The organism is uncultured Methanobrevibacter sp. (genome assembly GCF_937906425.1).
Taxonomy (GTDB): domain Archaea; phylum Methanobacteriota; class Methanobacteria; order Methanobacteriales; family Methanobacteriaceae; genus Methanobrevibacter.
The window spans coordinates 1-26,050 of sequence record NZ_CALCYR010000126.1 but is presented as its reverse complement, the minus strand read 5'-3'; the positions used below and the strand labels follow the sequence as shown (position 1 = coordinate 26,050).

Annotated in this window: 30 protein-coding genes, 1 tRNA gene and 1 pseudogene; 26 read left to right on the top strand and 6 right to left on the bottom strand. The window is 29.2% G+C overall.

All coding sequences use genetic code 11. From position 1 onward, the window contains the following. A pseudogene (locus Q0138_RS03670) lies at nt 1–227 on the bottom strand (hypothetical protein); the annotation flags it as partial. A 137-nt stretch (nt 228–364) separates the two neighbouring features. Between Q0138_RS03670 and Q0138_RS03665 the strand changes: the two are divergent. From Q0138_RS03665 to Q0138_RS03635, 7 genes are all read left to right on the top strand, one after another. After that, complete coding sequence (locus Q0138_RS03665; RefSeq protein ID WP_297981051.1) at nt 365–973, top strand: EMC3/TMCO1 family protein; 609 nt, start codon at nt 365–367, stop codon at nt 971–973. A 970-nt stretch (nt 974–1,943) separates the two neighbouring features. After that, nucleotides 1,944–2,210 carry a 50S ribosomal protein L34e gene (locus Q0138_RS03660; protein WP_297981047.1) on the top strand — a complete coding sequence of 89 codons (267 nt, stop codon included), beginning with the start codon at nt 1,944–1,946 and terminating at the stop codon, nt 2,208–2,210. Beyond that, a complete protein-coding gene (cmk, locus tag Q0138_RS03655) occupies nt 2,210–2,728 on the top strand; it encodes a (d)CMP kinase (RefSeq protein ID WP_297981045.1) in 519 nt (172 codons plus the stop codon). Before Q0138_RS03660 ends, cmk begins: the two co-directional genes overlap by 1 nt. Then, nucleotides 2,728–2,895, top strand: coding sequence for a 50S ribosomal protein L14e (locus Q0138_RS03650; protein ID WP_297981043.1), 168 nt, complete (start codon nt 2,728–2,730; stop codon nt 2,893–2,895). The genes cmk and Q0138_RS03650 overlap by 1 nt, the downstream gene beginning before the upstream one ends. A gap of 802 nt (nt 2,896–3,697) precedes the next feature. After that, nucleotides 3,698–4,660, top strand: a complete 963-nt coding sequence (locus tag Q0138_RS03645; RefSeq protein ID WP_297981040.1) for an RNA-guided pseudouridylation complex pseudouridine synthase subunit Cbf5 — start codon at nt 3,698–3,700, stop codon at nt 4,658–4,660. A 127-nt stretch (nt 4,661–4,787) separates the two neighbouring features. Beyond that, on the top strand, nt 4,788–4,970 hold the full coding sequence (locus tag Q0138_RS03640; protein WP_297981037.1) for a MarR family transcriptional regulator: 183 nt from the start codon (nt 4,788–4,790) through the stop codon (nt 4,968–4,970). 184 nt (nt 4,971–5,154) lie between these two features. Further along, the gene (locus tag Q0138_RS03635; protein WP_297981034.1) at nt 5,155–6,351 is read left to right on the top strand and encodes a M48 family metallopeptidase; all 1,197 of its coding nucleotides are present in this window, start codon (nt 5,155–5,157) and stop codon (nt 6,349–6,351) included. Nucleotides 6,352–6,651: 300 nt separating this feature from the next. Here Q0138_RS03635 and Q0138_RS03630 read toward each other — a convergent pair whose 3' ends face one another. From Q0138_RS03630 to Q0138_RS03620, 3 genes are all read right to left on the bottom strand, one after another. Then, nucleotides 6,652–7,215 (bottom strand): hypothetical protein, encoded by a 564-nt coding sequence (locus tag Q0138_RS03630; protein WP_297981032.1) that lies wholly within the window; start codon nt 7,213–7,215, stop codon nt 6,652–6,654. 142 nt (nt 7,216–7,357) lie between these two features. Beyond that, the gene (locus Q0138_RS03625) at nt 7,358–7,693 is read right to left on the bottom strand and encodes a DUF2085 domain-containing protein (protein ID WP_297981029.1); all 336 of its coding nucleotides are present in this window, start codon (nt 7,691–7,693) and stop codon (nt 7,358–7,360) included. 13 nt (nt 7,694–7,706) lie between these two features. After that, nucleotides 7,707–7,850 carry a hypothetical protein gene (locus Q0138_RS03620; RefSeq protein WP_297981026.1) on the bottom strand — a complete coding sequence of 48 codons (144 nt, stop codon included), beginning with the start codon at nt 7,848–7,850 and terminating at the stop codon, nt 7,707–7,709. A 261-nt stretch (nt 7,851–8,111) separates the two neighbouring features. Here Q0138_RS03620 and Q0138_RS03615 point away from each other — a divergent pair, with 261 nt between their 5' ends. After that, on the top strand, nt 8,112–8,618 hold the full coding sequence (locus tag Q0138_RS03615; protein WP_297981022.1) for an SHOCT domain-containing protein: 507 nt from the start codon (nt 8,112–8,114) through the stop codon (nt 8,616–8,618). Nucleotides 8,619–8,764: 146 nt separating this feature from the next. On the opposite strand, the gene Q0138_RS03610 is transcribed toward Q0138_RS03615, so the two are convergent. After that, on the bottom strand, nt 8,765–9,649 hold the full coding sequence (locus Q0138_RS03610) for a hypothetical protein (RefSeq protein ID WP_297981019.1): 885 nt from the start codon (nt 9,647–9,649) through the stop codon (nt 8,765–8,767). Between the two features lie 476 nt (nt 9,650–10,125). Between Q0138_RS03610 and Q0138_RS03605 the strand changes: the two genes are divergently transcribed. The 14 genes from Q0138_RS03605 to amrB all read left to right on the top strand — a co-directional run bounded on the left by Q0138_RS03605 (nt 10,126) and on the right by amrB (nt 20,006). After that, nucleotides 10,126–10,210: transfer RNA gene (locus Q0138_RS03605), tRNA-Ser, on the top strand. A 474-nt stretch (nt 10,211–10,684) separates the two neighbouring features. Next, the gene (locus Q0138_RS03600; protein WP_297981016.1) at nt 10,685–11,134 is read left to right on the top strand and encodes a 30S ribosomal protein S13; all 450 of its coding nucleotides are present in this window, start codon (nt 10,685–10,687) and stop codon (nt 11,132–11,134) included. 179 nt (nt 11,135–11,313) lie between these two features. Beyond that, entirely contained in the window at nt 11,314–11,850 is a 537-nt protein-coding gene (locus Q0138_RS03595) for a 30S ribosomal protein S4 (RefSeq protein WP_297981013.1), read from the top strand. 11 nt (nt 11,851–11,861) lie between these two features. After that, nucleotides 11,862–12,254, top strand: coding sequence for a 30S ribosomal protein S11 (locus tag Q0138_RS03590; RefSeq protein WP_067145940.1), 393 nt, complete (start codon nt 11,862–11,864; stop codon nt 12,252–12,254). A gap of 12 nt (nt 12,255–12,266) precedes the next feature. Beyond that, complete coding sequence (locus tag Q0138_RS03585) at nt 12,267–13,094, top strand: DNA-directed RNA polymerase subunit D (RefSeq protein WP_297981010.1); 828 nt, start codon at nt 12,267–12,269, stop codon at nt 13,092–13,094. 2 nt (nt 13,095–13,096) lie between these two features. After that, complete coding sequence (locus Q0138_RS03580) at nt 13,097–13,462, top strand: 50S ribosomal protein L18e (RefSeq protein ID WP_297981006.1); 366 nt, start codon at nt 13,097–13,099, stop codon at nt 13,460–13,462. A 23-nt stretch (nt 13,463–13,485) separates the two neighbouring features. After that, nucleotides 13,486–13,911 (top strand): 50S ribosomal protein L13, encoded by a 426-nt coding sequence (locus Q0138_RS03575; RefSeq protein ID WP_297981057.1) that lies wholly within the window; start codon nt 13,486–13,488, stop codon nt 13,909–13,911. A 69-nt stretch (nt 13,912–13,980) separates the two neighbouring features. Further along, the gene (locus Q0138_RS03570; protein ID WP_297981001.1) at nt 13,981–14,379 is read left to right on the top strand and encodes a 30S ribosomal protein S9; all 399 of its coding nucleotides are present in this window, start codon (nt 13,981–13,983) and stop codon (nt 14,377–14,379) included. 365 nt (nt 14,380–14,744) lie between these two features. Next, a complete protein-coding gene (locus Q0138_RS03565) occupies nt 14,745–14,915 on the top strand; it encodes a DNA-directed RNA polymerase subunit N (RefSeq protein ID WP_297980998.1) in 171 nt (56 codons plus the stop codon). A 132-nt stretch (nt 14,916–15,047) separates the two neighbouring features. Next, entirely contained in the window at nt 15,048–15,266 is a 219-nt protein-coding gene (locus Q0138_RS03560; protein WP_297980995.1) for a DNA-directed RNA polymerase subunit K, read from the top strand. Between the two features lie 821 nt (nt 15,267–16,087). After that, nucleotides 16,088–17,335 carry a phosphopyruvate hydratase gene (gene eno, locus Q0138_RS03555; RefSeq protein ID WP_297980992.1) on the top strand — a complete coding sequence of 416 codons (1,248 nt, stop codon included), beginning with the start codon at nt 16,088–16,090 and terminating at the stop codon, nt 17,333–17,335. A 364-nt stretch (nt 17,336–17,699) separates the two neighbouring features. Beyond that, nucleotides 17,700–17,891: a 4Fe-4S binding protein gene (locus tag Q0138_RS03550; protein ID WP_297980989.1), complete on the top strand. Its 192-nt coding sequence runs from the start codon at nt 17,700–17,702 to the stop codon at nt 17,889–17,891. Between the two features lie 293 nt (nt 17,892–18,184). After that, nucleotides 18,185–18,781 carry a 30S ribosomal protein S2 gene (rpsB, locus tag Q0138_RS03545; protein WP_297980986.1) on the top strand — a complete coding sequence of 199 codons (597 nt, stop codon included), beginning with the start codon at nt 18,185–18,187 and terminating at the stop codon, nt 18,779–18,781. Nucleotides 18,782–19,157: 376 nt separating this feature from the next. Further along, a complete protein-coding gene (amrB, locus tag Q0138_RS03540) occupies nt 19,158–20,006 on the top strand; it encodes an AmmeMemoRadiSam system protein B (RefSeq protein ID WP_297980983.1) in 849 nt (282 codons plus the stop codon). 296 nt (nt 20,007–20,302) lie between these two features. On the opposite strand, the gene Q0138_RS03535 is transcribed toward amrB, so the two are convergent. Then, the gene (locus Q0138_RS03535) at nt 20,303–20,437 is read right to left on the bottom strand and encodes a hypothetical protein (RefSeq protein WP_297980979.1); all 135 of its coding nucleotides are present in this window, start codon (nt 20,435–20,437) and stop codon (nt 20,303–20,305) included. A 224-nt stretch (nt 20,438–20,661) separates the two neighbouring features. Here Q0138_RS03535 and mvk point away from each other — a divergent pair, with 224 nt between their 5' ends. The 4 genes from mvk (at nt 20,662) to Q0138_RS03515 (ending at nt 26,000) form a co-directional block, all read left to right on the top strand. Continuing rightward, nucleotides 20,662–21,651, top strand: a complete 990-nt coding sequence (gene mvk / locus Q0138_RS03530; RefSeq protein WP_297980977.1) for a mevalonate kinase — start codon at nt 20,662–20,664, stop codon at nt 21,649–21,651. Nucleotides 21,652–21,779: 128 nt separating this feature from the next. Beyond that, on the top strand, nt 21,780–22,595 hold the full coding sequence (locus tag Q0138_RS03525) for an isopentenyl phosphate kinase (RefSeq protein ID WP_297980975.1): 816 nt from the start codon (nt 21,780–21,782) through the stop codon (nt 22,593–22,595). Between the two features lie 904 nt (nt 22,596–23,499). Next, on the top strand, nt 23,500–24,549 hold the full coding sequence (gene fni, locus Q0138_RS03520) for a type 2 isopentenyl-diphosphate Delta-isomerase (protein ID WP_297980973.1): 1,050 nt from the start codon (nt 23,500–23,502) through the stop codon (nt 24,547–24,549). A 104-nt stretch (nt 24,550–24,653) separates the two neighbouring features. Continuing rightward, on the top strand, nt 24,654–26,000 hold the full coding sequence (locus Q0138_RS03515; RefSeq protein ID WP_297980970.1) for an RNase J family beta-CASP ribonuclease: 1,347 nt from the start codon (nt 24,654–24,656) through the stop codon (nt 25,998–26,000). The last annotated feature ends 50 nt before the right edge of the window (nt 26,001–26,050 follow it).

Genomic DNA, 26,050 nt, shown 5'->3' with positions numbered 1-26,050 from the left:
GCTCTTCCGATCTTCATGACCTGGAAAGGCAGCGTGAATTTCCGTTTCACATAATTAATAGGAAAGGAATCGTAAATACCCGTGAAAATGATTATGGCGGTATTATCCTCGACGCTCTGCAGCTCGAGAGGCATGATCCAGGTATTATAGGAAACATCGGTCAGATCATTTTCATCGCGTACGCATTCCTTGATCGTCTGCCAGTTTTTCTTAATTTCTTCAAACATGGAACACCTTCTCTTAAAAGGATTGAAGTCAGGGTTTTCATTATATATAGAATGAGATAGTTTATTATACTTTAAAAATTGATTAAATTCATATTTATATAATTTACTATTAACTCAAAACTTTAGAGAGGAATTTAATGGCGTATCAAGGTAGTTTTCTATTAGGTATTTCCTGGCTTCAGCCAGTGTTTGATGCAATGAATGCTGTTCTTAATCCATTGGTTCAAATGGATCCTACTCCAAATAATCCAGTGCTAAGTGTATTTGTGATTTCATTCGCTATTTCACTTTTAACAGTTACTGCTCAAAAATTATTGGTGGATCAAGATAAAATGAACGAAATGCAAGCTAAATCAAAAGCATTGCAAGCGGAAATTAAGGAAGCGCAAAAAAATAATGACGCTAAAGAATTGGCTAAGATTCAGGCAAAGCAAATGGATATGATGCAAGATCAATCCGAAGTAATGAAAATGTCATTTAGACCTATGATTGTTACAATGATTCCAATATTATTAATATTTGCTTGGATGTGGCAATCTGCTATACGTACTATTGTTGTTGTATTTCCTCCAGCGGTTTATTATTGTACTTTAACCCCTCTTTTCCATGCTTTGGGTCAAATGTTGTATGGTGGTAACATAACCACTATTCCATTCGGTGTAGGATGGTTATGGTGGTACTTCATCTGTACATTTGGCATGAGTCAAATCATTAGGAAATTTATGGGATTCAAAAACGGATTTTAGTTTTGAAAAATAAGTGCTTAAAATGCTAATTTTAAGAAATATTTTTCACAATTAAAATTAATATATGTTTAATTAATTTAACGATTAATTAAAATATAGTTTTATTCAAATAATTTAATTTATTTAATCATACATTTGATATTTTTATTTAATTACTTTAGATTAAATAGGTGCATACAAGATATCTATATCTGTGCATGCTAAAACGTGTACATATCACCTTATTATTGATCTTATTATTTTCAAGTTTCTTAAATAAATATTAAAGTACGATAATATGTAATACTAAATTTTAGTAAATTAATGATGATTGGCATGTTAAGTGGCCTTGAGCTACTTAATTTGGGTTGTTATTGATTTGCTGGGATTTTAAAATTTTTTCCATGATTAAAAAAAAAATTGAAATTTTTTTATTGATTGTTTTTAATTGCTTTTTCAGCTATTTTTAACTTTTTAAATATGATTTCAAGTTTTAATTAATTAATGGAATGACAGTAAAGTATATATTAATTGATATTCATATTAAATAGTGTTAATCATTTGAAGAAAAATTTTTATTTTTTTTAAAATCAAATTTTATTTCTTGATGAAATTTGTTTAATTCTATTTTTATGAAAAAAATTATTTTATGATTAATTAATGATTATATTAAATTATTTTAAAATCTATTTAAAATATTTAAAATATTTAAAATATTTAAAAATCTAATCAGATTAAGTCTTTTTAAAATTTAAAGTCTTTTAGTTATTAAAAATACTTTTATTCTTTTAGAAAACTTAATAAAATAAAAATATTTTATTTGGATTTGTTTAATTTATTTTAGAAATAATTATTCTAAATAATATAATTGATATTTACTTGATTCTGCAATATGGAATGTAATTTAATGGAAATATTATTATTTCTCCATTAAAAGCTTTTAGAAAATCAATGATATTGTAGAAAAATTAAAAACAAATTAGGTGAGAACATGCCTGCAAATAGATTTAGATCAAGATCATATAAAAGAACAAATAAAAAGACTCCTGGTGGAGTTAATGTTTTAAGATATAAAAAGAAAAAACCATCTAAGCATGTCTGTGCTGAATGTGGTGCTGTATTACATGGTGTTCCAAGAGGACGTCCTTATGAGATTAACAAATTAGCAAAATCTCAAAAGAGACCAAACCGTCCATTTGGTGGAAACTTATGTCCAAAATGTGCTCGTAAGCACTTTAAAGAAGAGGCAAGAAAATAATGATATTAACAATCGGTGGAGTGGCAGGTAGTGGAACTACAACTGCTGCAAAGGTATTATCTGAAAGATTAAACATTCCATTCATTTCAGCCGGCAGTATTTTTAGAGAGATGGCTGCTGAAAAGGGAATGACTCCAGTGGAATTTGGCAAATTTGCTGAAAATAATACTGACATCGATAAAGAGATTGATAAAAGACAAGCGGATCTTGCAAGAGAAGCTGATAATCTTATTATTGAAGGAAGACTTTCTGCATACTTCATTGATGCAGATTTGAAAGTTTGTTTTACAGCTCCTTTGGATGTTAGAGCTCAAAGGGTATGTGAAAGAGAAGATAAATCAATTGAACTTGCTAAAACTGAGATATTGGCTCGTGAAGAAAGTGAAGCTTTAAGATATAAGGATATCCATAATATTGACATTAAGAATATGGATATTTATGATTTAATTATTAATACAGATAGTTTCGATCCTGAAAGTATTTGTGAAATTATTTTAACAACATTAAAGGTGATATAATGGCAGCTATAGAAGTTGGTAGAAAATGTATTAAGACTGCTGGTAGAGAAGCAGGTAAAGAATGTGAAGTTGTTGCAATTATCGATGAAAACTTTGTTGAAGTAAAAGGAGACGAAGTTAAAAACAGACGTTGTAACATTAACCATTTAGAACCTATTGCAGAATAAGTTCATACATTTTTAACTTTTAAACTTTTTATATTTTTAAATTAAATTAAATATTTTTATATTTTATTTTAGGATTCATCCAATGATGAATTCAACTATTTTTATTTTTTATTCAGTATTTATCTATTTTTTAGTTTTTATCTATTTTTTTATAGTTTTTTTCTATTTTTTTTAGTTTTTTCTGGTTTTTTTTAGTTTTTCTGTGTTTCATTGATGTATTTTTCTGTGTTTCATTGATGTATTTTTCCGTATTTTATTACAGTAATTTTCCAAAAATAATTAACATATTTTTCCAAACCCATTTATCTTAGGCATTTATTGAAAATGGCTTTAATTCCATCTTCTCTTGGATATGCCATTAGCCCACCAATTATAACTTTTTTAAACATTAAATCATTTAAGGTTCTATAATAATAAAATAATAATAAACATGAAAAACTGTAATTTATTGAACAATTTGAAACAAATATTTGATTTAAATTAAAGAAACTCTAAAAATATTCTAGCTAAACTTTTATGTTGATATTGGCAACTGGACAATTACAATCAATGCAAATAGTTTTACAATCATTACAGCACATAAAAGAAAGTAATGTAATTACAGCACATAAAAGCAAGTAATGTAAAGTGAAGAAAATAAAAAAACAAAGGAAGAAAAGTTTTTAAATAATGATTTAACGAACTGATTCAATCCTATTCAAATAAGAAATTATCGATTGATTTATTAAATAAATTTATTTATTATAAAAATCTTAATTTATACTATATATTAAAATTATATTTTAGCTATTGGAGACAAACTATGGATGAATACTTAATCAAATCAAAATCAGAAACAAATCCTGAATATGGATGCAATCCATATGAAAGGCCTATAGACGAACATATAGCTAAAGGTATAATTAATTTGGACAAGCCATCAGGTCCAACATCCCACGAAGTGGACTCTTGGGTTAAAAGAATACTTGGCTGCAGCAAGACAGGTCATGGAGGAACCCTTGATCCTAAGGTAACCGGTGTCTTGCCTATCGGAATTGACAATGCTACAAGAGTCAGCCAACTTCTACTGCCTGCAGGCAAGGAATATGTATGTCTTATGACATTGCACAGGGATATTGATGAAGATGAAATAAAAGAGATATTCAATGAATTTACCGGTAAGTTATACCAAACACCCCCTGTTAAATCAGCTGTCAAACGTGAATTAAGGGTGAGAAATATTTATTACTCTACCATTTATGAAATCGATGGCAAGGATGTTCTATTTAGAATAGGATGTGAGGCAGGAACCTATGTCAGAACATATTGTCATGATATTGGTGAGGCTCTAGGATGTGGAGCGCATATGGCAGAGCTTAGAAGAACCAAGGTGGGACCTTTTGATGAGAGAAACAATGACCTTGTAAACTTGCATGACTTGACTGACGCCTATCATTTCTACCTTGAGGATGGTGATGAGTCCTTCATCAGACAGGCAATTCAGCCAATGGAAATTGCAAGCAGTCACCTTCCACAGATTTTTATTAAGGATTCTGCAGTCGAAGCGATTTGCCATGGTGCAAAGCTTGGTGCCGGAGGAATTTCTAAGCTTTCACCAGATATTCAAAAGGGAAACCTTGTGGCAATAAAGTCATTAAAGGGGGAATTGCTTGCAGCAGGCACATCAATGTGTTCATCTCAAGAGATAATGAATGCAGACTCTGGTTTGGTAGTTGATACAAACAAGGTCTTTATGGGCACTGGAATTTATCCTAAAGGTTGGTAATTAGGATTTTTAATATTTAGTTGTAAAGACCAATCAAATAATTATAATCATTTTTTTTAGACATTCTGTCTGTAAAATGTGATTAAATTTTTATAATCATTTTTTTTTAAATTTACAAGGTGAAAATATGGATGATAAAGAAAAAGTAATTGAAGCATTTAAGAATTCAGAAGAACCATTAAACGCAAAAAAAGTCAGTGAACTTTCTGGTGTTGAAAAGAAAGAAGTAGATAAAATCATGAAAGAATTAAAAAAGGATGACACTATTGTATCTCCAAAAAGATGTTATTGGACTCTTGCAGAAAAATAAGTGATTTTTTAAACTATTTTAAATTCTTTTTATTATTTTTCTTTTTTAACTAATTATTTGACTATTTTTAATGCAAAATTGGTTTTTATCTTATTTTTATTTAAAACTTAATCGGATTATTTATATCTTTAAATAAAATCAAGTATAAATAATAATATAATCTTTTTTTAATTTTGGTGATATGATGAGGAAGGATAATAGAAGCAGTATTAATCCATTTACTGGAAAGCAACATCATGATACTGTTGATGATGACAAATTCATAGCAGAATGTTTCCAAGCATATTATAAGGAAATTCAATCTTCCACTTTATTGGACAATACTCCAGAGGGTCAATTGATTAACAGGGTAACTACAAGACTGATCAGAACCGTTGAAGACTTTCTAATGAAAATAGGAAGATATGATTATGTGGATGGATATTATGAATGGGAAGTTCATTTAACTGCAAACAATCAAATCAATGCTTGTTGTTATCCTGGTGGAAAGGTAATCGTTTTTGCAGGAATATTTCAGATTGCAGACACTGAGGAAAAATTGGCATTTATTTTATCCCACGAATTGGCTCATGCATTGCTGGATCATGGAAGAACAAAAGTAAGCGCCCAACAGTCTCAAAATACTGCTGCCAATTTGGCCTATTTCGGTAGTTTTGCACTTGATCTTCTAGGATTGGGTGAAGTTGGTTACACTGTAAGGGCAGCTACAAACATTCTATCCTTAGGTTCCCAATTCTTCCTGATGCAACCTTGGGGAAGGGACCATGAATATGAGGCTGATAAGTTGGGAATGATTATTGCACACCTTGCAGGTTATGACATCAGCGGGGTTCCTAAGTTTTGGCAGGATTTCGCTGGAGATAATGCACAGGGTTTTGATTTCTTTTCAACACACCCTGCGGATGATAAGCGGATTGCAGTAATGATTGAATCAGAAATTGAAATTCTAAACACTGCTGATTTCTATTCAAGGCCTGTCTTACCTGAAACACCTAAACCTAAGGATGAGTTTAATCCGTATATTGAAAAAACAGGATCCAAATCAATTCCTAAAAGTCTTGATGTTTCAAGACCTGTGGAAAGTGCAGGTACTGGAGCTGTTTCAAGAAATGCATCTTCAAGATATCCGTCAATTTCAAGCAATACAATATCATGTCCTAATTGTCATTCACAGGTCAATGCAGATTCCAAATTTTGCACATCTTGCGGAACTAAGTTAAATCAAGAATCCTTCTGTGAGATTTGCGGAGCTCCTGTTTCTGAAGGGGATTTATTCTGCACTAATTGCGGAAACAGTTTAAAAAAGAACAGATGTCCGAATTGCGGTAATGAGATTGGTGAATCTGACTCATTTTGTATAAACTGTGGAACTAGGTTGTAGTTTAAAAATAGTTTATAATTTTTTTATTTTTATTTTTATTTTGTTAAAATTGTTTAAAATAAGTTTAAAATCAGTATCTTAGTTTAAAAGAAGAATTAAGAGAAATAATTAAATTTCTCTTTTTTTTAATTTAATTTATTAATTTATTTTATTAATTTATTTTATTAATTTATTTTATTAATTTATTTTATTTATTTATTTTATTAATTTATTTTATTTATTTATTTTATTTAATTAAATTTAATTTTTATTTAATGGTCTTTTTTTTTTAAAAAACAGTATTTAAATTCCTTTTTTTAATTATAATTTTTCATAGGAATTTCCATCTACCTTATAACTTGGTTTTAAGACCTTGAATGATTGAATCAAATCAACGAATGGTTTGATAACGACAGGGTCTCTATTATTTTTAGTGTACAATTCAATAGCATATAAATTGTTTTCCTTAAGAATTGAGAATTGTTCTATTTCCAATCCTTCTTTTGTAGTGTAGAAAACGTCCCAGATTTCATATTCTCCTAATTTTTCAATAGCTGATTGTTGAACTGCACATTCCTTTGATTTTAAATCATCCTCTATAAGCTTTTTAAACTCTTCAATATTGTTTACAAGACATGGCTGTGTGGAAATCTTTACTATTGAATTGTTTGTTTTATTGAAAAGAACAGCATTTGTAAATTCATCCTCTTCCTGTTGTTCTGTAATGTCCTGCCATGCAAATGGATATGTGAAACATATTTCCTTATTATTAAATCCTCTTAACATTTTGCTTTTAATGTCTTCATCACTTTCTGGAATTCCTGTATTTGGATTATTTGAGGTATTTAATTCAAGTACATATTTGTCATCATTCTTTTTAGCCATTTTTTCACCTAATGCATTTATTTTGATTAATAAGAATTAATTTTTATTTTTATTAGATTTTAATTTTAAAGAGTTCTAATTATTCATTTAATTTTTATTTTTTAATTTATTTAATGATTTTATTTAGTTTAAGCTTTCTATTTTAAAAATAATACTCTAAAATTATTCTAATTAAAATGTCATAACATATTATTAGTCCAACTCCTCCTAAAAGTCCAGTAATGAATCTAAGGGTATTATTGCTTTCTCTCATTTTAAAGAGTTGAGTAGTTCCATCCAAAGCTGCCGGAGCTAATAGTATTATTCCAAAAAGAAGAGTTGCAATGTCTATTGGAAGTACAAAGACCTTAACAAGAAAAATGCTTGCAATTCCACTAATATAAAATCCTGTGCATCTTGCACAAACTGGGAATTGGTGTCCTCTAAAGAAAAAACTTCTCTCAGGTTTTCTATGACAAATCAAATCTAAGGGGTTCATAATTTAACCTTTTTTAGACAATTACGGTAATTAAGACCATCAATACCATTAGTACAATTAGACTGCTACAGCAAGCCTCATTTTTATCTAGTGTTTCTTGTTCATCTTCGAAAAAAGTTGAATAAATTATATAATCTTCCGGATCCATTCCATCCATAATTTCTCCCCCTAATTAAAGTAAAATTCTTTAAAGCTTAGATAAATTTATATGTTTTTAAAGTATTATATTTTATTAATTGTATTTAATTTTATTTAATTATTTATGCTTTGTTTAATTAATTTATTTGAAAAGTTTAATTTATTAATTGTTTTTAAATTCAATCATTTTAATTAAGTTAAGACTTTTAATTATTTTTAAATTCAATATTCAAAATTAATTAGATTTTAGGACTTTATTAATTGTTAGGGATTGGTTTTCATGAAAAGGGAAGAGAATGAATTTGATTTTATGGGACTTTTAACAGAAGAGATTTCCGGAAAAAAGGATAAGTCCAATGGAGTAATCCGATTGGATGATTCCAATGTTTATGTTGAAAAGAGAAGCAGGTTCAATGGAAAAGTTAAGGATTCATATACCTTTGGCTATGATGACTTAGGGGATGGGTTCTTTGAACGTCTTGCATTAAATAAAATTGAATTGAAATTGCCTGAAAAGACCCTTTTGCTTAAAACAATGGATCATGGCATGTTGGATGATTTTGAATTAAAGTTAAGTAAAAAACTTGGTCTAGCTTCTAATCAAGTTGAAAATGTGGAAAATGCAGAGAATGTAGAGAATGTAGAAAAAGAAGTTAAAATAGTTTCCAATCCAAATCCAACTATGGATGTTCCTGAAGAGATAAGAAAATATCATGGATTATATAAGGATGGAATAATTACAGAAGAAGAGTTTGAAGCTAAGAAAAAAGAGCTTTTAAATCTTTAAACAAATTCATATCTTTAATTTGTTTTATTTTTTTAATAATTATTTAAGATTATTTAAATTATTTAAATTTTATTTTTATTTTTATTTTTATTCATTTTTTATTCTTCTATTTTTTCATTCAATTTATGAAATATTTATTTTAATTTTTATTCATTTTTTCTTCTTTCTATTTTTTCATTCAATTCATCAATACTTATTTTTATATTAGGATCTCCTGTCAATTCATATGCTATATTGAAATAGAACAATGCAGGAACAACTTTTTTCCCTTCGTCCAATTGGAATCCAAGGTTTTTACAAATGGTTATGATTTCTATTCCTGCAGAATATGGAAGTCCAATTGATTTCAAATAATCCTTTATTGAGCTCAAATCCTCATTTTCATAATCTTTGATTAATTCTAAATCATTTTCATTAGTTATTTTAGAAAAGAAATTTTCTTCATTGGTATTTGCAGAAAAATTATTTTCAGATTCCTCTTTATTTGAATACTCTTCACTTAATCTTTTTAAATAAACCGCTATTTTCAAGTCATCTTCATTATTTTCATCAAAATAGTTATTCAAATAGTATTTTGACAGGTATTTAAAGGATTTGGAAAGGTTTTCTCTTGAATAGCTGTATTTGAATGTTTGAATTGTCAGATTATGATAGTCTTCCCAATTCTCTTTTATTTCAGCTATTTCAATAAGTCCAAAAATGCTTTCAACATTTACCGGATTGAAATTGTTTGAAAGCCTAAAGCTTTTCTCTGCTTCAATGATTTTGTCAAAATGGATTAGTATCTTTCCATAATTTGCATATAATGATGAATAGTCAAGGGCTATTGGGTATTTTCTTTTTATTTCCTTTTTTATTGTAATTTGGAATAATAATTCTTCCAATAGGTTTTTAAATACATATTCTCCTTCTATATATTCCTTATTTAAATCAATACTCTCTTTTGCAGTTTCATATGCCTTTTCATAATCATTTTCCTTTAAGAATTCATCTATTTCCCTTATGGTTTCAGGTATTGATTTAATTTCCATTCTCTCACCTTGATAATTATTTTTTTTATTTTTTCTCATTTTGAATTATTTTTTCTTATTATTTTTCTCATTTAGAATAATTTTTTTCATTTAGAATAGTTTTTTCTTATTTAGAATAATTTTATTAATTAAGAATAGTTTTTCCTTATTATTTTTTCCCATTAAGAATGCTTTTTTCTTATTTTATTCACTTACTTCTATTTAAGATTTTATTTTTTATTTTATTTATTTTTTTAATTTACATTATTTTTAATTTATACTATATAAACTTTGTCCTAAAATTTCTAAAAAATATTAAATAGGATGTAACTTAATATAATATTGTTGATATGAAATAATTGATTTTGCTATTTTTTTAAAATTTTCACTATTTGAAACAAAAACTTTATATACTATTAAGAACTTATATTTTTATATCATGTGTATTGTATCTTTAATTGATGAAAAATTTGTCGGTTAAAATACAGCTAACTATTGCCGAGATAGTCTAGCCTGGTAAGGCGCGAGACTGGAAATCTCGTGGGCATCTGGCCCTCCTGGGTTCAAATCCCAGTCTCGGCGTTTATTAGTATTATAGCAATTTAATATGGTTCTATTTAATAGGATTATTATTAATTTTAATATCTAATTTATGAATTGTAATTTTTTTAAAATTATTTTTCATTAAGATGTAAATTCGATTCAATAAGCTTTACGAGTCGAATTTATTGTTTGCTTTTTTTTATTATTAGTTAAATTATAATCTAGCTATGGCTATAAAAGTTTATTAGTAATTTATCGAGTATTAAGTTACTCTATCTTTTAGTAAGCTAAGCGTAGTTATTATTTAATTAGAATTATTAAATGTGCTTATAAACTGATATTGATGAACTCTTAGTTTGTCATTGGCTAATCAATATCCTTATTGGTTGCATATGACTTGCTAGGTTTTACATTGTTGAAAACTGTGCTTTAAATATAAAGCATTCGAATCCGCTAAATTTTTTAATTAACGTCTCGTGGGTTCGCTCTATAAATGATATGGAGGTTACTTTAATGGAAGACGACTTTAAGCACTTAGTGCGTATATCCAGAAAGGACGTAGATGGTAACAAAAAAATTGAACAAGCTTTAACTGAGATTAAAGGTGTTGGATTATCCTTATCTAGATCTATCTGTCTTACTTTAGGTTTAAATACTGAAGAAAAAATCGGTTACACCTCTGAGGAAGAAATCTTAAAAATTGAAGAACTTTTAGAAAATCCTCAAAAATTTGACATTCCTAGTTGGATGTTAAACAGACGTAACGATTACACTACTGGTGACGACCTTCATTTAATTGAATCTGATCTTGACATGACTTTAAGAGATGATTTAAACAGAATGAAAAAGACCAGAAGTTACAAAGGAAGAAGACATGAAGTTGGTTTACCTGTTAGAGGACAAAGAACTAAATCTACTTTCAGACACAGTTCTACTGTCGGTGTAAGTCGTTCTAGAAGATAATTAAATTATATTTAATTTTTTAGAACTAGGTAAACATGAAAATTTAAAAATTACAGAAATTAAATGATTCTGAATTTCTTATCAAAAGCAATCGAATTATTTAAATGATTCTGAATTTCTTATCAAAAGGAATTGAATTATTATTCTGATATTTATAATCTAAATAGGGAGATGTGATTATGGGACATCCAAGAAAAGCAAGGAAAAAGTATAATACACCACCTCATCCTTGGAATGCAGAAAGAATTAAAACTGAAAATAAATTAATGTCTAAATACGGCTTAAAAAACAAGAAAGAAATTTGGAAAGCTGATACTTTAGTTAGAAAATACAGTAGGGAAGCAAGGTACTTACTTGGTTTTTCCGCTGATCAGGTTAAAGTAGAAACTGAAGAGTTATTAGGACACTTAAAAAGAACCGGTGTTCTTGATGAAGGTGCACAGTTAGAAAATATTTTAGACTTAACTGTTGAAGATATTTTAAGAAGAAGATTACAAACTATTGTTTTCCAAAAAGGTTTAGCTCGCACTGCTAAAGAAGCAAGAATGTTTGTTGTACACGGACACATTGCTTTAAACGGCAAGAAGATTAATTCTCCAAGTTATGTAGTTAAAAGAGGAGAAGAAGAGGCAATTGGTTTCTACCACTCTTCACCAGTAGCTAAACAGATTGAAGAATATAATAAAGCAGCTACTCAAGCTGGAGAAAATGAATAAGGTGTGTAATTATGGCAAAAGATGAAAAATGGGGAATAGCTAATATTTATTCATCCTTTAACAATACTATCTTAACTGTAACTGATATTACTGGAGCTGAAACCATCTGCCAATGGTCTGGTGGTAAAGTAGTACGTGCAGACAGACAGCAATCATCTCCTTTTGCAGCTATGGAAGCAGCTAACAGAGCAGCTGAAGATGCAAAGGAAAAAGGTTTTGTAGGTTTACACATAAGAGTAAGAGCTCCTGGTGGAAATGGTCCTAGAAGTCCAGGTCCTGGTGCACAAGCAACAATTCGTGCTTTGGCAAGAGCTGGAATTAAAATTGGTAAAATTGAAGATATAACTCCTATACCTCATGACGGTACTGGAAGACCTGGCGGTAAAAGAGGAAGAAGAGTATAAGAAGGGTTTAATATGGAAATTGATGTCAAAAAGCAAGATGATTATTCAATGGAATTTATAGTCCGTGATGCAGAAGTACCTTTCGTTAACGCTATTAGAAGAATTGCTATGATGAAAGTTCCTAAATTAGCTATTGAAGATGTGTTCATAGTTAAGAATGATTCTGCTATGTTTGATGAAGTATTGGCTCACAGATTAGGTTTAACTCCTTTAGTTTCTGATTTGGAATCCATTGAAGGTTTAGTCCTTCCTGAAGATTGTACCTGTGATGCAGAAAAGGGAGAATACTGTCCTAGATGCAGTGTTTCATTTTCCTTAAATGAAATTGGTCCTAAGACAGTTCATTCCGGAGATTTAGTATCTTGTGGTGACTCAAAAATTAAACCGGTATATGATACCATACCTCTCTTGAAATTGAAAGAAGATCAAGAGGTTGATTTGGAAGCTGTAGCAAAATTGGGAATTGGTAAGGAACATGCAAAATGGGTTCCTACAACAGTTTGCATTTATAAGCAATATCCTAAAATCACCTTTAATGAAGATGAGGATGTAGTCTTTGCAGCAGCTGAGGCATGTCCAAAAGGTGTTTTGGAAATCGACGAAGAGGAAAAGAAAATCGATGTTGTAGACATTGAAAACTGTTCTCTTTGTAAGGCTTGCGTTAGAGCTGCAAATGCGGCAGATTCTAAATTTATTAATGTCGGGTATCATGAAAATGATTTTATTTTTAAAATTGAAACTGATGGATCAATGCCTCCTAAAGAGGTTTTATTAAAAGCTTGTGATGTTTTAGATGCTAAAACAGACGAGTTTATCACATTTAGTGAAGGAGGAAGCTAATAATGGCTAGAGAAATTAAGAAAACTAATCCTAACCTTATTGCACTTATTAAAAATCTTAGAAAACAATCTTATGATGAAGGAGTAGCTATTTGGAAAGATGTTGCAATAAAACTTGAAAAACCTTGCAGAAACCAAGCTGAAGTAAGTCTTTCCCACATTAATAAGAATACTGAAGAAGGGGAAGCAGTAGTTATTCCTGGTAAAGTATTATCTGATGGTAAATTAGACCACAAAGTTACTGTTGCTGCATTAGGATTTTCTAAAAATGCAATAGCAAAATTGGAAAAGGCTGGTTGTGAAGCTGTTTCCATAGCTGAACTTGCAGAAAGCAATCCTAAAGGTAGTAATGTTAAGATTATGTTATAAGCTTAGGGAATGGTGTTAAAATGATGATTATTAACGGTGAAGGACATATTTTAGGAAGACTTGCTAGCGTTGTAAGTAAGAATCTTCTTGAAGGCGAAGAGATTGTAGTTCTCAACGCTGAAAAAATAATGTTAACTGGTAATAAAGATTGGGCTTATGCTAAGTACAAACAAAGAGTTGACAGAGCAAGTATCTCCAACCCTCGTGACTTAGGTCCTAAATACCCAAGAAGACCAGAAGATATATTCAGAAGAACCGTAAGAGGTATGTTACCTATGAAAAAAGCAAAAGGCAGAACTGCTTTTAAAGGATTTAAAGCATTTGTCGGTGTTCCTGAAGAATACGCTGATGCTGAACTTATAACCATGCCTGAAGCTGAATATAATGACATTAAGAAAGGAATGGAATTAGGAGAAATTTCCAAACTTTTAGGTGCTAAATTCGAATAGATTTATCACGTTTGGTTTTTCTCTATAATGAGTATTATACGAATTATATTAACTACGGAGTGTAATTTTATGAAAGTTGTTCATACTAGCGGTAAGCGTAAAACAGCTATTGCAAGAGGTACTGTAAGAGAAGGTACTGGTAAAATAAGAATTAATAAGGTTCCTTTAGAACTTTATTCTCCAGAACTTGCACGTTTAAAATTAACCGAACCATTAGAATTAGCAGGAGAAGTTGCAAACGAAGTGGACATCTCTGTTAGAGTTAATGGTGGAGGAGTTATGGGCCAAGCTGAAGCTGCACGTATGGTAATTGCTAAAGGTTTAGTGCAATGGACTCAAGACATGGACTTAAAAGAGATTTATACTCAATATGACAGAACCATGTTAGTAGGAGATCCAAGACGTTCCGAACCTAAGAAATACGGTGGTCCTGGAGCTAGAGCTCGTAAACAAAAAAGTTACAGATAATTGTATTTTTATACAAAATTTTACATTTTACAATTAATTAAATTCAAAAAATTATTATTGATTTTTATTTAATTAATTCCATGTAAAATTTTAAAATCTGTAGAATCGATTAATCAAAATTTTTATAATTTTAATAATTCTTGATTATTTGGATTCATGTTAAATTAATTAATTTATAAACTTAAATAATCCCTTTATTTATGTTTTATTCATTAATTAATGGAAAAAATAAATTTACTTGAATTAGAAGCTTTAATTAAGTCTCTAATTTCAAATTAATTTATTAGTAAAATTCAAATTAAGAACCAGTTAAATAATTTAATTATTATTTAATTTTGTTTTATTTAAAAAAAGGAAATGATTATATGATACCTATACGTTGTATTAGTTGTGGAAAACCCGTCTCTGCCTTTTTTGAGGAATATCAAAGCAGATTAGCAGATGGTGAAAATTCAAAAGAGATTTTGGATGATATGGGTATTACTAGATATTGTTGTAGAAGAATGCTAATTTCTCATGTAGAAACTTGGGAATAATCTTATCCTTTTTTATTTTTATTATTTAGAAAGAGATTATTCACTTAATTTTAATTTAAAAAGTTTTTTGAGAATCTAAGCTATTAATAGTTTATACTATTAATTATTTTTATAATAATTAGGAGTTAAATAATGGCTGCAAAAAAAGGCACTACAAAAAAATTAACAAGATTTGAAAAGGCTAGAGTTTTAGGTGCAAGAGCTATTCAACTTTCCATGGGAGCTAAACCTATGGAACATAAGGAAATAGACAAGTTTATTAAAAATGCGGATTCTCTTGATCCTATTGACATAGCTACCAAAGAACTTGAATTAGGTATTTTACCTTTAGATGTTAGACCTAAAGAATAATTAATTTTATTCTTTGATCTTTATTCTTTTTTAATTTTAATTTTAATTTCAATATTTTAAATTTGCAAATAATTTAAATAATTTTAATTTAATTCCAATATTTTAAATTTGCAAATAATTTAAATTAAGTCATTCATGATTTGTTTTAAGATTAAAAATTAAAAAGAAAACAGTTTTTTTACAAAACTTTTAAGTTTAAAATTTATTTTAAACATTAAAAAACTTTAATTTAATTAAAATTTTCATTAAAGTATAAAATTTTATTAAAATTAGAATTAATTTATAATTAAGTATTTAAATGATAAAATACTTAATATTATTATAAATTTGTTATTTTAATTTATTTCAAATTTATTTATTTAAGAATATCATATGCAATCTATAAATCAACCTTCTAGTTTTTTTATGATTTTTAATCCATTATAGATTTTATGGTAAGACAATTGAATTCTATTTTAGTTGGCATAGGAAAATTATTAAATTTATTTAATATTTAAATAGTGTATTTAATAGTTTATTGGACTTATTTAAGTCAATAATGATTTATTTAAATTAATAAATGATTTATTTAAGTCAATACTGATTTATTTAAATTAAAAGATTTATTTAAGTCAATACTGATTTATTTAAATTAAAAGATTTATTTAAGTTATTTGGCTATTTATTAATATATTAATTAAATAATCAAAAAAAATAATAATTGGTTGTATTAAATAATTAAAAATGATTTAAGCTTAATTAAAATCTTAAAAATCATAAATGCAGGTTGTATTGCATTTCTTAATTAATCAAATCCATTTAATTAACATTGAGGTGTTATTTTGGATAGTGTAATTGAAGATGTTCGTGTTAGAAAGATTTTAGATAGTCGAGGAAATCCTACCGTTGAGGTAGATATAATTACCTGGAATGGTTTCGGAAGAGCTGCTGCTCCTAGCGGTGCAAGTACAGGTTCTCGTGAAGTTGTTTCTTTCCCTGAAGGTGGAGTGGATCAGGTAATCAGTGAGGTTGAAGATTTAATTTCCTCTGAACTTATTGGTATGTCTGCTGAAGATATTGAGGATATTGATGCAGTATTACATGAAATCGATGGAACTGATAACTTATCAGCTATTGGTGGAAACACCACTGTAGCAGTTTCCATGGCAGCAGCTAAGGCGGCAGCTATGGCTTATAATTTACCATTATATAATTTTTTAGGTGGTAATTTTGTAAACGAATTGCCTTATCCTTTAGGTAATATGATGAACGGCGGAGCTCATGCAGGTCCTCACGCTCCTGACATTCAGGAATTTTTGGTAATTCCTGTAGGCGCAAAGGACATTCAGGATGCAGTTTTTGCAAATGTAGCCGTTCATAAAAGATTAAAGGAACTTATTGCAAAGAAAGACCCTAATTTCACTGGCGGTAAAGGTGATGAAGGTGGCTGGATTCCAAATATAAGCAATTATGATGCATTGGAAATTCAATCACGTGCATGTGAAGAGTTAAGTGATGAACTTGGCTTTTCAATCAGACCTGGTTTGGATATGGCTTCTTCTGAATTCTGGGATGCAAGCAAGGAAAAATATGTCTTTGCACAAGATAATATTGAAAGGGATTCCGGCGAGCAAATCGAGTATGTTAAGGACTTGATTGAAAGCTATGGAATGTTTTATGTAGAGGATCCATTTGATGAGAAGGACTTTGATTCATTTGCCGAATTAAACTCCAAGGTCTCTGATAAGTGTCTTGTTTGTGGAGACGACTTATTTGTTACCAACAGTCAAATCCTACAGGAAGGAATTGATAAAAAGGCTGCAAATGCAATCATTATCAAGCCTAATCAAATCGGTTCATTAAGCGAGACTTATGCAACTGTAAAGTTGGCTAAAGAGAACAATATTGTTCCTGTTGTATCTCATAGATCTGGAGAAACCTGTGATGAAACCATTGCACACTTGGCAGTGGCTTTCGGTGCTCCTATTATTAAAACCGGTGCTATTGGCGGAGAAAGAATTGCAAAATTAAATGAGCTCATTCGTATTAGTGAGGAAATCTCCAATCCTAAAATGAATGAATTGATTTAAGTGAATTGTTTAAATTTCTAATTCGCTTATGCATGTTAAAATTCAAATTAAATATTTTAATTTAATTTCAAAAATCATGATTATATTTAAAATAGGCTTTTTTAGCGATTCGCCTATCTTAAATTATAGGTAATTTATTGATAAACTTTATTAAATAGTAAATTATAGTAAATTATAGTAAAGTATATAAATGGATATATTGAAAGTAATATTAATAATGAATAATTTATTAATTTTGCTAGTTTGAATATGGTGATTTATATTGGCTAGAATTTATTATATAATAACTGTGTGTGGGTTATTATTTTTTAATGTTTATTGATTAAATTATATTTTTCAATAAAAAGAAGAAAATGGTGTAAAAATGTCAAATGTTATTATTGATGCAAGTAAATGTGAAAATGCAGAATGTGGTGAATGTGTAGACATGTGTCCTATGGAAATCTTTTCCATTGAAGGAGACAAAGTTGTAACTGATCATGAAGACGAATGTACTTTATGTGAAGTTTGCGTCGACATGTGCCCAAATGAATGTATTACTATCGAAGATAACTAAATTTGAACATGTTTTTTTAAGTCTAGAATCTTCGGATTCTATTCTTTAATTTTTTTTAAAAATAATCAAAATATAAATATAAATATAAATATAATTTAATCTAATCATTTTCTTATTATGTTTTGACGTTTTTAAAATAAAATAAATTCAGATTTTTATCTATAAATATTTCAAATTAATTTAGATTTTTAAATATGTAAATATCTAAAAATATTTCAAATTAATTTAGATTTGTAAATAACAGATTATTTCAATTATTAACAATAAAAAAATTTATGGTATTAGGTGATAAAGTGTCAGATTTATTAATCCCTTTAGACAATTATTTAGCTGCTGGGTTACACATTGGTACCCAACAAAAGACTCATGATATGGAAAAATACATTTTCCGTGTAAGAGCAGACGGTTTATATGTTTTAGACGTTCGTAAAACTGATGAAAGAATCAGAGCTGTTGCTAAATTCTTAGCAAAATACGACCCTGATGACATATTAGTGGTTGCTACCCGTCAATACGGTCAAGCTCCTGTTAAAAAATTCGGTGAAATCACTGGATGTAAAACCATTCCAGGCAGATTCATCCCAGGTACTTTAACCAACCCTAGATATGCTAAATTTATTGAACCTAAAGTTATTGTTGTAACAGACCCAAGATCTGATTCTCAAGCTATTTTAGAATCCAAGCAAAACGGTATTCCTGTAGTAGGTTTATGTGATTCAGAAAACTTACTCGCTAATGTAGATATTTGTGTTCCATCTAACAACAAAGGTAGAAAAGCTATTGCTTTAATCTACTGGTTACTTGCAAGACAAATCTTAAGAGAAAGAGGAATTATCGGAGAAGACGAAGATCTTGATATTGAACCTTCTGACTTCGAACTTAAATTCTAAGTGTGATTTAGAGACTTTCAGTCTTTAAATCTTTTCTATTTTATTTTTTAAGGTTCTTTTATTTTTATTTTTATTTTAATTTTAATTTTAAACTTTTTTTAACTAATTTTTATTCTATTTTTATTCTATTTTAACTAATTTTTATTCATTTTTTACTATTTTATTCTATTTTCATTAATTTTTAGCTATTTTTATTTAAAATTTTACATAATTTTAATTATTTTTATTTTATTTTCATTAATTTTTAGTTATTTTATTAATTTTAAAAATTTAATTAATTAATTCATTTTAAAAAAATAAATAAAATTTTTTATATTAAGTTAATTAAACTATTATTAATTGTTAATTATTTAAAAATTTAAGATTTGGTGAAATAATGATTAGAGAAGCTGCAGTTGCCGGTGCATTTTATGAAAGCAATATAAAATACTTAAGAGAAAGCATAGAGGATTGTTTTAAACACAAGTTAGGGCCTGGAGAAGTCCCTAAATTGTCCAGAATAAACAAGTCAGAAAATGTAAATGCAGTTATGGTTCCTCATGCAGGCTATGTTTATTCCGGCCCTACAGCAGCTCATGCCTATTCAAAAATAGCTCAAGACGGCTTTCCAGAAACCTTTGTTATTTTATGCCCTAATCATACTGGATTTGGAAGTGAGGTTTCAGTCTTTAACGAAGGGTCATGGGTCGTTCCAATCGGTGTGGTTGATGTGGACAGTGAACTGGCAAACAATATCATATCCAAGTCCAATTATGCATCTGCCGACTATCAAGCTCATATTAGGGAACACAGCATAGAGGTTCAGCTTCCATTTCTTAAGTATTTTTCAAATGATTTCAAGATCGTCCCCATTTGCATGATGGACCAATCTGTTGAGGCTTCAATTGATTTGGCAAATTCAATTTATGAGGCAAGGGAGGAATTGGGAAGGAATATTACCCTTATAGACAGCACTGATTTGTCTCATTTTAAGTCTCAGGAAAAGACAATTGAACATGACAACTTGGTGTTTAATGAAGTGAAAAGTGGAAATACTGAAGGACTCTACGAAGTTGTTCAAAAGGAACAGATTACTATGTGTGGATACGGTCCAACTATGGTTGCTATGGAATATTCTAAAAAATTGTCTCAAAAGAATTTTGAACTTTTAATGCATTCCACAAGCGGTGACATTACTTTGGATTATGCTTCTGTAGTGGGCTATGGCTCTGGAATATGGTATTAATTGGGATTTTAATCCAATTATTTATTATTTTTATCTTAAGTTCACTAATTTGATTTATTTAAGTTTATTTAAATAATTTTAATAATTTATTTTATTTATTTAATTTATTTTATTTTATTTTTCTTATTTTAAAACTTATTATATTTATTTTACTTTATTTTCCTTATTTTAATACTTATTTTAATACTTATTTTAATACTTATTTTAATACTTATTTTACTTTCTTATTTTAATTATTTTAATTATTTTAATAATTTATTTTCTATTTTAGCTATTATTTTTATTTATTTTACCTATTAATCCTTTTTTACCCAATCCTTGCAGCTGTCAGACTGGTTTATTAGCTTTTCATGAAAAATACAAAAGTATTGGGTGCATAAGTTTATGTCAAATTCAAGATATTTGCAGTTATAACATTCCTTTTCTTCCATATTTATAGTATACTATTTATAGTATTTAAGATAAACTTATAAATATCTATAATTTTTTATAAGTTTTTTAAATGTTTCAAATATGTTTTTAAGCTTTTAGCATTAAAACATAATTTAATTTAAAAAACAAAAAGTTTTTATTTAATTTTTTTATTATTAACTTATTGAATATTTGTTTATATTTGTTATATTTGTTTATATTTGTTTATTGAACTTTTGGAGAAATGAAAATGGCGAAACTTGCTGTAGCTTCTGCACCTGGAAAGACTATTCTATTTGGAGAACATTCTGTAGTCTATGATGAACCTGCTATTGCGGGGGCAGTTAATAAAAGGGCTACTGTAAGCATTCGTAAGTCTCCAAATAACTATTCCACTTTAAAATCTCAGGATTTAGGTTTTGAGGTAGTCTTGGACACCCGTAGAGGAACTTATATCTTAAAAAAAGGTAAGCCCGGCATTATTCGTTATATTTTAAATGCCATGGGCAAGTTTCACGATCACAGTAACATAGATGTTAATCTAGGTCTTAATTTGCCTATAGGTTCTGGATTAGGTTCTTCTGCAGCTGTAACAGTAGCAACAATTGCCGCTTTGCACAAATACCATGGAGTTCCAATAACCAAGGAAAAATTGGCTGAAGAGGCTCATGGTGTTGAAGAGGATGTTCAGGGAATAGCCAGCCCATTGGATACCTTGGTAAGTACCTATGGAGGGCTTGTATACTTGTCCCGTGAGAAGAGAATCGTTCATTTTGATAAAAGTCTTGACGCTCCATTTGTTATAGGATATACCTCTAAATACGGTAATACTGGTAAAATGGTTAGAAACGTAAGGAAATTAAAGGAAAACTATCCTGAATTGATTGATCCAATAATTGGCACCATGGGTAAGATTGCAAATGAGGCAAGAGTGGCCATATTAAAAAATGACATTGAGAAGATTGCAGAATTGATGAATTTAAATCAGGGCTTACTTGATTCATTAGGTGTAAATACTTTTGAATTGTCCCGTATGATTTATACAGCTCGGGAAAATGGTGCATTGGCTTCTAAAATCACAGGTTCCGGTGGTGGAGGAAGCATGATTTCATTATGTAAGGATTATACTGTTGATTCTGTAGCGGAGGCAATCAATAAGAAAGACAGAACAATTAAGGTAAAATTCTCTAAAGATGGAGTTTTGGTTAATCGTAGGGCTCCTCCTATTAGTTAATTTTATTTGAGTTTATTTTAATTGTTTTATAAATTATTTGGTTTTAATTAGTTAATTTTATTTAAGTTTATTTTATTTAAGTTTATTTTAATTGTTTTATTAATTATTTCATTTTTGTGTGATTTTTTATGATTATTTTAAAGATTGGTGGAAGCATATTAACTGAAAAGGATTCTAATGAACCTGAAGTTGATTATGAAAGTTTAAATAGGATCTCTGAAGAGATTAGGGAATCATTTTATGCTGATGAGATTTCCAGTGATTTGGTTGATGGTCTTATTATTGTGCATGGTGCAGGTTCTTTCGGACATCCTCCTGCTAAAAAATATGCTATTGGCGAACCTTTTGAAATGAAGGATTATTTAAGCAAAAGGATTGGATTTTGTGAGATTCAAAATGAGGTTAAAAGGTTAAATTCAATTATTTGTGCTTCTTTATTGGAAAAGGGTATTCCAGCTATTGCAATTCCGCCTTCCTCATTTATTACAAGTCACAACAAAAGAATCGATACATGTAATTTGGAAATCATTAAAAAATACCTTCATGAAGGTTATGTTCCGGTTTTATTCGGTGATGTTGTCTTGGATTCAGAGCTTAAGTTTGCTGTTATTTCAGGAGATCAGATTCTTCAGTACATTGCTAAATTCCTAAAGTCAGATAGAATCGTTTTAGGAACTGATGTTGATGGGGTTTATACAAAAAATCCTAAAACAAATGATGATGCAGTTCATATAGATAGGGTAAGTTCCATTGAGGACATTAAATCCTTAGAGTCTACAACCAATGTGGATGTTACTGGGGGCATGGTTGGAAAGGTAAAAGAGCTTTTAGAGCTTGCTGAGTATAATATTTCCTCTGAAATCATTGACGCCAATGAAGAGGGAGCTGTTTCCAAGGCTCTTCAAGGAGAAGAGGTTAGAGGAACTAAAATCTCTAAATTTTAATTAAAATCATTGGAATTTTAAAAATTTTTCTCTATTTTTAATTATTTTTAACTTATTTTATTTTTATTTTAATCCTATTTTTTAAAAATTTTTTCTTATTTTTTTCAATTTTTTTTTCTGAATATTTTTTAGAAATTTATCCTATTTTTTAATTATTTTTCTTAAAATTTTTTTATTCCCCATTTTTTCATTTATTTTTAATTCTTTCAAGAAATTTTACTATTTTAAACTATTTAAACTTAATATTTAAATAGTATAATATTTAAATATATAAATAACTGAATTATATGTGAAATATAATTTTGAATTTATAAATTTTAATATGTTTATATTAAAGATGCTAATTTATAAATTTCGGGAAATCCTAATAAACACGAGGATAATAATTAATCAGATAGCTATTGCTTGAAATTAATTTTTTAAACAATTTTTTATTAAAATCATTGGAGAGAATTTATTTAATTATTTAAAAGGAATTTAATATTTTAAATATTTTTTAAGAACAATTTTCTAAATGCTTAATTAAGTTTTTTAATTTAGTTTTCTTTTTAAAAGTATTTTATTTATTTATTTTTTAATCATTTGATGGATTAAATGCATTTGTTTTGATTTTTAATTATTCTTTAGACTTTTTTTAGGATTTTTCCATTTGATTCATTTTGTTTTAATTATTTATTCTACAATAATGAATTATGTTTTTAGGCTTTTCTTTAAGCTAAATAGGGCTTTTAGAAAATTTAATACTGCTTTTAGAAATTAAATCGGTCTTTTAGTACTTCTTTTTTCTTAAAAGCTAATTTATGATTTTTACTAATCAATTTATTTAAAAAATTTATTTAAATTTTATTTAAATTTTATTTAAAGATTTATTTAAAAAATTTATTTACTTATTAAAGAGGGAAAAATGATATCTGATAGGAAATTGGAACATTTATTAATTTGTAAGAATTATGATGTTAATTACAAGGATAAAAATACAGGTTTTGAAGATATTGAATTAATTCATAGGGCTTTACCTGAAGTTCATAAAGAGGATATAGATCTTTCCACAGAAGTTTTTGGAAAAAAACTTGATTCTCCATTTTTCATTACAGCAATTACTGGAGGGCATCCGGTTGCCAAGGATATAAACAAGGAATTGGCAATTATTGCTCAAGAGAGAAATATTGGATTAGGTCTTGGAAGTCAAAGGGCAGCTATTGTAAATCCTGAATTGCGAGACACTTATGATGTTGTTCGTGAAAATGCTCCAGACGCTTTGATTTTAGGAAATATTGGAGCTCCTCAAAACGATTTGGCGCTTGATGCTATTGAAATATTGGACAGTGACATATTGGCTATTCACTTAAATCCTCTCCAGGAGTCCATTCAGCCTGAAGGTGATGTTGATGCAAGAGGTTACATTGATTCAATAGCTGAAATCTGTAAAACTGTTAATGTTCCTGTAATGGCTAAAGAAACAGGTACAGGTATTTCTGCTGAAGATGCAATCGAATTGGAAAAGGCAGGAGTCAGTTTCATTGACATTGAAGGTGCTGGCGGTACCAGTTGGGCTGCTGTTGAAACCTACCGTGCTGAAGATCGTTATTTAGGTGAATTGTTCTGGGATTGGGGAATTCCTACTGCGGTAAGCACTGTTGAAGTGGTTAATTCTGTAGACATTCCTGTGATTTCATCTGGAGGAATTCGTTCAGGACTTGATGCGGCTAAGGCTATTGCTCTTGGTGCAGACGCTGTTGGCATGGCTCTTCCTGCATTAAAGGGAGCATATGAAGGGCAGGATGCTTTAAATGAAATGATTGACAAATTCAATGAATCTTTAAGAATTGCAATGTTTTTAGTTGGAGCAAATAATATAGAAGAGTTAAAGGAGTCTAATCTCATTATTAAGGGAGAAACTAAGGACTGGTTAGAAGCAAGAGGCTTTGATGTAAAAGCATATGCAAGAAGATAAATTTTAAATCAATTTTTTAAGGTTTCTTGAAGAATTTGCAAATATTAAAAAACAAAATTTAAAATTATAATTATTATTTATTAGGAAAATTAAGGAGGCAATTAATGACAGTAGAAGTAATTGCAATAGGTGGATACGAGGAAGTAGGAAAGAATATGACTGCCGTAAAGGTTGGAGAAGATGTAATCATATTCGATATGGGTATTCACTTAGACAGAATTAGCATACATGAAGATACAGATATTGACAGAATGCATAGTTTGGATTTAATAGAAAGGGGCGTAATTCCTGATGATACCTTGATGAAGGATGTTGATGGAAAGGTTAAGGCTATTGTCTTTTCCCACGGTCACTTGGACCACATAGGAGCTGTTGCAAAGCTTGCACACAGATATGATGCTCCAATTATTGGAACTCCATATACTACTGCACTCATTGAAAAAACAATTAAAGGAGAACGTAAATTTAAGGTTAAAAATCCAATAAGACCTTTAAATGCAGGCAGTAAGCTTAAATTGTCCAAGGACATTACCCTGGAATTTGTACAATCCACTCACAGTATTCCTCAAGCCGTGTTCCCGGTTTTACACACTCCTGAAGGAATAATAGTCTATGCACTTGACTTTAAGTTTGACAACCATCAAAAGGTTTCCCCGCCGCCTGACTATAACAGGCTTAGGGAATTAGGCAGAAAAGGTGTTTTAGCCCTTATTGTTGAAACAACCAATGCTACTAATCACACAGAAACAAGAACCTATTCTGAAAAGGTTGCAAGAATCATATTGGAAGACTTGATGAAAGAACCTTTAAAGGCTAAAAACGGTATGATTGTCACTACATTCTCCTCTCACGTTGAAAGGATTCAAACAATTGCAGACATTGCAAAAGGCAGTGACAGAGAAATTCTTTTCTTAGGAAGATCCATGGAAAGGTTCTGTGGAATCGCTCAAAAATTGGGAATCCTTAAACTTCCCCCTAACGCTTATGTTTACGGTTCTCCAAAGGCTGTAAACAAGGCTTTGATGAAGGCTGAGGATGACAGGGACAAGTATTTGCTTGTAACCACAGGTCACCAAGGAGAGCCTGATGCTCTTCTTCCAAGGATTGCTAGCGGAAGAACTCCATTCAATATAAAGAAGGGTGATAATGTAATCATTTCAGCATCAATCATTCCAAATCCATCAAATGTTGCAAACAGACATATTATGGAAGCTAAATTAAAGGCTAATGGAGCCAGGATTTATTCAAATGCACACGTTTCAGGACATGCAGGAAGGGAAGACCATAGGGACTTCCTTAGAATGTTAAAGCCTAAGCATATTATTCCTGCTCACGGAGACCTTGAAATGTTGGTTGCTTATGGGGAATTGGCTGAAGAGGAAGGTTATAGAATAGGAAATAATGTTCACATTTTAAGAAATGCACAGGCTCAAGTCTTTAATGGGGAATAAATAAAAAATAGTAATTATTGATAACACATAATTTATTATTATTTTTAAAT